Annotated in this window: 4 protein-coding genes and 4 tRNA genes; 1 reads left to right on the forward strand and 7 read right to left on the reverse strand. The window is 51.3% G+C overall.

All coding sequences use genetic code 11. The features are described 5' to 3' along the window. The 5 genes from ACKLKD_RS27445 to ACKLKD_RS27465 form a co-directional block, all read right to left on the reverse strand. Positions 1 to 87, reverse strand: an 87-nt coding sequence (locus tag ACKLKD_RS27445) for a GTP-binding protein (RefSeq protein WP_002436303.1), incomplete at its 3' end; no start/stop codon positions are given. A 115-nt stretch (positions 88 to 202) separates the two neighbouring features. After that, positions 203 to 278: transfer RNA gene (locus tag ACKLKD_RS27450), tRNA-Thr, on the reverse strand. A gap of 5 nt (positions 279 to 283) precedes the next feature. Next, a tRNA-Gly gene (locus ACKLKD_RS27455) sits at positions 284 to 358 on the reverse strand. 115 nt (positions 359 to 473) lie between these two features. Next, positions 474 to 558: transfer RNA gene (locus tag ACKLKD_RS27460), tRNA-Tyr, on the reverse strand. A gap of 10 nt (positions 559 to 568) precedes the next feature. Further along, positions 569 to 644: transfer RNA gene (locus tag ACKLKD_RS27465), tRNA-Thr, on the reverse strand. 431 nt (positions 645 to 1,075) lie between these two features. Here ACKLKD_RS27465 and coaA point away from each other — a divergent pair. Continuing rightward, the gene (coaA, locus tag ACKLKD_RS27470; RefSeq protein WP_032429237.1) at positions 1,076 to 2,026 is read left to right on the forward strand and encodes a type I pantothenate kinase; all 951 of its coding nucleotides are present in this window, start codon (positions 1,076 to 1,078) and stop codon (positions 2,024 to 2,026) included. Positions 2,027 to 2,053: 27 nt separating this feature from the next. On the opposite strand, the gene birA is transcribed toward coaA, so the two are convergent. After that, a complete protein-coding gene (gene birA / locus ACKLKD_RS27475) occupies positions 2,054 to 3,016 on the reverse strand; it encodes a bifunctional biotin--[acetyl-CoA-carboxylase] ligase/biotin operon repressor BirA (protein ID WP_004206834.1) in 963 nt (320 codons plus the stop codon). After that, positions 3,013 to 4,041: a UDP-N-acetylmuramate dehydrogenase gene (gene murB, locus ACKLKD_RS27480; protein ID WP_025714690.1), complete on the reverse strand. Its 1,029-nt coding sequence runs from the start codon at positions 4,039 to 4,041 to the stop codon at positions 3,013 to 3,015. Before murB ends, birA begins: the two co-directional genes overlap by 4 nt. Positions 4,042 to 4,528: the final 487 nt, after the last annotated feature.

Genomic DNA, 4,528 nt, shown 5'->3' on the forward strand with positions numbered 1-4,528 from the left:
GGTCAGCGTTGTTTTACCATGGTCAACGTGGCCGATAGTACCGACGTTAACGTGCGGTTTTGTACGTTCAAACTTTTCTTTAGACATCGATTGTCCCTCTAAGACACGGATAAATCGGTGATATCACCACATCAACCAGGCAACATGCCCGACTTGTTGAATGAAAATAACAGAAGAGAAACAGGGAAGGAGAGAAAAGAAGTGGTGCTGATACCCAGAGTCGAACTGGGGACCTCACCCTTACCAAGGGTGCGCTCTACCAACTGAGCCATATCAGCACGTCTGGAGCGGGCAGCGGGAATCGAACCCGCATCATCAGCTTGGAAGGCTGAGGTAATAGCCATTATACGATGCCCGCATCCTGAAACTCGGCTACCCAGTTCTTTCTGTAACACTAAAGAGACTGCTCTCTTTAGTATTGAGCTGATTAGTTTACCCAACCAACTCCGGCTACGCAAAGCGTCGCCAGAAAGTGGTGGTGGGGGAAGGATTCGAACCTTCGAAGTCGATGACGGCAGATTTACAGTCTGCTCCCTTTGGCCGCTCGGGAACCCCACCCAAATTGTTATGGTGCCGACTACCGGAATCGAACTGGTGACCTACTGATTACAAGTCAGTTGCTCTACCTACTGAGCTAAGTCGGCATCAAGTAGCGCGCATTCTAGGGAGAGGAGCGAGTTCATGCAACTAAAAATTTGCATAAAACGTTCTCTTGCTCACATTTTGTGCTCTTACGCGAAAAAACGGTGTAATTTCAAACAATGGAGTGCAAATAATCGCCAGCATAGCGGCCCATCAGGCGCGGTTTCCATCATCCACTGATGCCCTGGAGGCATGACTGAGTGCTGGTAGAAAGGTAACGGGTCGTTAGCAGTATCCAGCGGGCAAAGGATATTCTTTACAAAGAATAAGAAACTTATTCCGCTCTTGTGATGCTGGCGCGAGAAAGCAGCATTCGATAAGTTTTTTTCTTATTATTCCCGGCAATCTGGTGTTACCCTCCTGCCCATTGTCCTGATTAACTCGTGTGAAGCATCGCCGTTTCAACGTATACGGTGATGGTAAGAACATGCTTATGAGCCAAAAAGAGCAGACGTTAATGACACCGTACTTACAATTTAACCGCCACCAATGGGCTGCACTTCGTGATTCTGTCCCGATGACATTGACCGAGGAAGAAATCACGCGGTTAAAAGGCATCAACGAAGATCTCTCTCTGGAAGAGGTTGCCGAGATCTATTTGCCGCTGTCGCGTTTGCTCAACTTCTATATCAGTTCTAACCTGCGTCGTCAGGCTGTTCTTGAACAATTTCTTGGCACTAACGGCCAACGAATTCCCTATATTATTAGTATCGCTGGCAGCGTTGCGGTAGGAAAAAGCACCACCGCTCGCGTACTTCAGGCCTTGCTGAGCCGCTGGCCGGAGCACCGTCATGTCGAACTCATTACCACTGACGGATTCTTGCACCCTAACTCGGTTTTAAAAGAACGCGGGTTAATGAAGAAGAAAGGCTTCCCGCAGTCCTATGATATGCATCGGCTGGTGAAGTTTGTCTCCGATCTCAAATCAGGGGTACCACAGGCAACTGCACCTGTTTATTCCCATTTGATTTATGATGTTATTCCCGACGGCGATAAAACCGTCGCGCAACCGGATATTCTCATTCTTGAAGGATTGAACGTTCTGCAAAGTGGAATGGATTATCCACACGATCCCCATCATGTATTTGTATCCGATTTTGTCGACTTTTCTATTTATGTTGACGCCCCGGAAGAATTATTAAAAAGCTGGTATATCAACCGCTTTCTTAAATTCCGGGAGGGAGCATTTACCGATCCGGACTCTTATTTTCACAATTACGCCAAGCTGTCTAAGGAAGAAGCTGTGGATATCGCCACCTCGCTATGGAATGAGATTAACTTAATGAATCTAAAAGAAAACATTCTTCCAACCCGCGAGCGAGCCAGCCTGATCATGACCAAGAGTGCCAATCACTCAGTGAATCAGGTACGCTTACGTAAATAACGAAAAAGGGAGCCGAAGCTCCCTTTTTTATTCTGCACTGCGCAATGATATTTCACCACCAACCCAGGCTTTTATTACACCATCCTGTTCCAGCAATAGTGCGCCCTGGGCGTCAATGCCACGGGAAATGCCGTAAATTTCTTTATCGCCGATAATCAGTTTTACCGGGCGATGAATAAAGTTATCCAGTTTTTCCCAGCGCGGCAGATAGGGCGCCAACCCCTCCTGCTCGAACAGCTCCAGACCCAGACGCAGCTCTTTTATCAGCCGCGCAGCGAGGAGGTTGCGATCAATGACAACCCCTGCTTCCTGAAGGCTGATCCACCCCTGATTGACAACATCAGACTCCACACGACGCATCACAAGATTGATACCTGCACCACTGACGATTTGCGCAGCATCGCCCGTCTTCCCCGTCAGTTCCACGAGGATCCCGGACAGCTTACGATCCTGCAGGTAAATATCGTTTGGCCATTTCACGCGAACCTGTTCAGCCCCGAGCTGCTGCAGAACTTCAGCGATCACGATACCGATCACCAGGCTGAGTCCAATGGCCGCTGCCGGGCCCTGCTCCAGTCGCCAGTACATCGAGAGATAGAGATTAGCGCCAAAGGGGGAAAACCATTTTCTGCCTCGCCGGCCTCGTCCTGCCTGCTGATATTCAGCCACACAGGCATCACCGGACGTCAGCTCGTCAAGCCTGTCCAGCAAATACTGGTTAGTGGAGTCGATGACGGGAAGAACTGTTACTCGGCCATGTTCTATCTGTTGGGAGATCTTTTTCTCATCCAACAGATGAATGGGCTCTGGCAGGCTGTAACCCTTGCCCGGCACGGTAAATACATCGACACCCCAGTCGCGCAAGGTCTGGATATGCTTATTAATCGCCGCCCGGCTCATGCCTAACTGCTCACCAAGCTGTTCGCCTGAGTGGAATTCACCATCAGCAAGGATAGAAATCAACGTTAAAGGGATAGTATGGTCTTTCACGCAATGCTCTCCTCTGCGTTGACTTCCCCATGTGTTCCTATGAAGCGCACCTCGGGCTGAAGCCATACATCGAATTTCGTCCCTACCTGCTGGCGAACGTAGTGGGCTAGTTTTACCACATCTTCGCTGGTCGCTCGATCTTCGTTAACCAGTACCAGCGCCTGCTGTCGGTGGACGGCTGCGCCGCCGATGCGTTGCCCTTTCAGCTGGCATTGATCGATTAGCCAGCCAGCGGCCAGCTTGACGGTACCATTTGCCTGCGGATAGTGCGGTGCATGAGGAAACTGCGCCAGCAGTGTTTCAGCAACCTGAGCACTAACGATAGGATTCTTAAAGAAGCTTCCGGCATTACCGTTAATCTTGGGATCCGGTAACTTAGTCATTCGCATATGACAGACGGCATCAAACACCTGCTGCGGGGTGACGGTCTGCGGATCGAGACGCGTTAGATCACCATAACTCAGTACAGGCTGCCATGCTTTCGCTAACGTTAAGCCAATCGCGACGATGGCGTAGCGATCCTGGTATTCATGTTTGAAGATACTATCGCGATAGCCAAAACGGCATTCCGCTGCTGAAAGACGTTGCTTACGCCCGGTTTCCAGCTCAACGCAGTCAACATATTCGCAAACCCGCTGTAGCTCAACACCGTAAGCGCCAATATTCTGGATCGGCGATGATCCTGCGCATCCAGGGATTAATGCCAGATTTTCCAGACCTGGCATCGCATGCTGTAGTGTGAACTGCACCAGTTTATGCCAGTTTTCACCGGCACCAACGTGCAAACGCCAGGCTTCAGGGGTTTCGCTCACCTCGATCCCCATAATCCGGTTGAGGATCACCGTACCGGCATAGTCGTTCAGAAACAGGACATTACTGCCTTCCCCAAGGATCAGCGTGGGTTCGCCTACCGCGACAGCGGTTTGCCAGGCGCTTAGCAACTGTTGCTCGGTTTCGGCGCGAACTATCGTCCTGGCGGAGCGTTCAATGCCAAAGGTATTCCAGGGTTTGAGGGAGTGGTTCATAGTGGCTTCCTGATGCAAAATCGGCGTTAGTTTACCGTATCTGGCGGGGGAAGGCTTGCCTGATTGCAGGGGCAATAACATTGCGGGGCGTTACCGGTGGTGATGCGAGGTACCGGTCCAGGCTACAGGTTGTGCAGGGCGGGTACGAATCCGTAGCCCCGGTAAGCACAGCGCCACCGGGGAGGCATGCCGGCACACTGGCCGGATGACACAAACGCAAAAAGCCCATCCGTCAGGATGGGCTCTTCACTTGTTTGATGCCTGGCAGTTTATGGCGGGCGTCCTGCCCGCCACCCTCCGGGCCGTTGCTGCGCAACGTTCAAATCCGCTCCCGGCGGATTTGTCCTACTCCGGAGAGCGCTCACCGACAAACAACAGATAAAACAAAAGGCCCAGTCTTTCGACTGAGCCTTTCGTTTTATTTGGTGCCTGGCAGTTCCCTACTCTCACATGGGGAGACCCCACACTACCATCGGCGCTACGGCGT

Source organism: Klebsiella sp. 10982 (assembly GCF_048589245.1).
GTDB lineage: Bacteria > Pseudomonadota > Gammaproteobacteria > Enterobacterales > Enterobacteriaceae > Klebsiella > Klebsiella quasivariicola.

Excerpts from the sequence above, each read along its gene's own strand:
- coaA (WP_032429237.1), top strand. The coding sequence starts at position 1,076 with ATGAGCCAAAAAGAGCAGACGTTAATGACACCGTACTTACAATTTAAC.
- murB (WP_025714690.1), bottom strand. The coding sequence starts at position 4,041 with ATGAACCACTCCCTCAAACCCTGGAATACCTTTGGCATTGAACGCTCC.